General features: G+C 71.1%; 1 protein-coding gene. It reads right to left on the bottom strand.

The features are described from left to right. Positions 1 to 168: 168 nt before the first annotated feature. The coding region (locus ACSMHG_RS19490) for a 2-oxoacid:acceptor oxidoreductase subunit alpha (RefSeq protein ID WP_435748240.1) at positions 169 to 2,094 on the bottom strand (1,926 nt) is incomplete at its 5' end.

Here is a 2,094-nt window from a genome sequence, read left to right as displayed (position 1 = left end):
AGCCCTGGACGGCCTTGAGCACGGCGTAGTCGCCGCAGCCGGGGCACCAGCGGACCTCCTGGTCGGAGGAGAAGTCCTTGCCGGTCTGGGCCTGGTCGGTGGTGGGGACCAGCTCGGTGCCCGAGCGCAGGCCCGGGGTGGGCAGATCGGTACCGGACGCGAGGGCGGTCATCGGGTTGCCTCCTCGGCAGTGGGGGTGGTGTGGGCGCTGGTGAGCGTGGCCAGGTCGATCTCGATGCCCTCGACCTCGGCGACGAGGTTGCCGATGACCTCGGCGAGGACGGCGGCCTTGATCGGCATGCCGTTGACCTGGTTGTAGCCGACCGCGTCGACGAGGTACTTCGCGCGCAGCAGCATGGAGAGCTGGCCGAGGTTCATCTCCGGCACGAGGACCTTGTCGTAGCGGCGGAGGATCTCGCCGAGGTCCTTCGGGAACGGGTTCAGGTGGCGCAGGTGGACCTGGGCGACGTGGTGGCCGGCGCGGCGGACGCGCCGTACGCCGGCTCCGATCGGGCCGTAGGTCGAGCCCCAGCCCAGGACGAGCACCTTGGCCTGGCCCGACGGGTCGTCGACCTGGGTCGGGGGCAGGGACTCGGCGATCCGGTCGACCTTGGCCTGGCGCATGCGGACCATGAAGTCGTGGTTGGCCGGGTCGTAGGAGATGTTGCCGTGCCCCTCGCCCTTCTCCAGGCCGCCGATGCGGTGCTCGAGCCCGGGCGTCCCGGGGACCGCCCACGGGCGGGCGAGGGTCTCCTCGTCGCGCAGGTACGGCCAGAAGTCCTTCTCCTCCGTCCCGTCCTCGAGCGTCTTGACGACGTGGTTGCGCTCGGTGGCGAAGTCCGGCTCGATCGTCGGCAGGTCGGCGACCTCGGGGACCCGCCACGGCTCGGAGCCGTTCGCGAGGTAGCCGTCGGAGAGCAGCATCACCGGGGTGCGGTAGGTGATCGCGATCCGCGCCGCCTCGAGAGCGGCGTCGAAGCAGTCGCCGGGCGACTGGGCGGCGACGATCGGCACCGGCGCCTCGCCGTTGCGGCCGAACATGGCCTGCAGCAGGTCGGCCTGCTCGGTCTTGGTGGGCAGCCCGGTTGAGGGCCCGCCGCGCTGGACGTCGACGACCAGGAGCGGGAGCTCGGTCATCACCGCGAGGCCGATGGCCTCGGACTTCAGGGCGATGCCGGGGCCGGAGGTGGTGGTCACGCCGAGGTGGCCGGCGAAGGAGGCGCCGATCGCGGCACCCACGCCGGCGATCTCGTCCTCGGCCTGCAGCGTGGTCACGCCGAACGACTTGTGCTTGCTGAGCTCGTGGAGGATGTCCGAGGCGGGGGTGATCGGGTAGGACCCGAGGAACACGGGGAGCCCGGACTGCACGCCGGCGGCCACCAGGCCGTAGGAGAGCGCGAGGTTCCCGGTGATGTTGCGGTACGTGCCCGCCGAGACCGGCGCCGGCTTGATCTCGTAGGAGACCGCGAACGCCTCGGTGGTCTCGCCGAAGTTCCAACCGGCCTTGAACGCCGCGATGTTGGCGTCGCGGATGGCGGGGACCTTCGCGAACCGCTTGGTGAGGAACGCGGTGGTCGAGTCGGTGGGGCGGCCGTACATCCACGAGACCAGGCCGAGGGCGAACATGTTCTTCGCGCGCGCGGCGTCCTTGCGGGAGAGGCCGAACTCCTTGACCGCCTCGACGGTCATGCCGGTCAGGTCCACCGCGTGCACCTGGTGGTCGCCCAGCGGGCTGCCCGCGTCGCCGAGCGAGTCGAGCGGGTTGGACTCGTAACCGGCCTTCGCGAGGTTGCGGGTGGTGAAGTCGTGGGAGTCCACGATCACCGTCGCGCCCTTGGGCAGGTCGCCGAGGTTGGCCTTGAGCGCGGCGGGGTTCATCGCGACCAGGACGTCGGGTGCGTCACCCGGGGTGAGGATGTCGTGGTCGGCGAAGTGCACCTGGAAGGACGAGACGCCCGGGATGGTCCCCTGGGGCGCCCGGATCTCGGCCGGGAAGTTGGGCAGGGTCGCGAGGTCGTTGCCGAACGACGCCGACTCCTGGGTGAACCGGTCGCCGGTCAGCTGCATGCCGTCGCCGGAGTCCCCGGCGAACCG

Origin of the sequence: Nocardioides ureilyticus, assembly GCF_051280745.1 — a bacterium.
Taxonomy (GTDB): Bacteria; Actinomycetota; Actinomycetes; order Propionibacteriales; family Nocardioidaceae; genus Nocardioides.
Note: the sequence above shows the minus strand (reverse complement) of the source record. Positions and strands in the feature narration are given on the sequence as shown.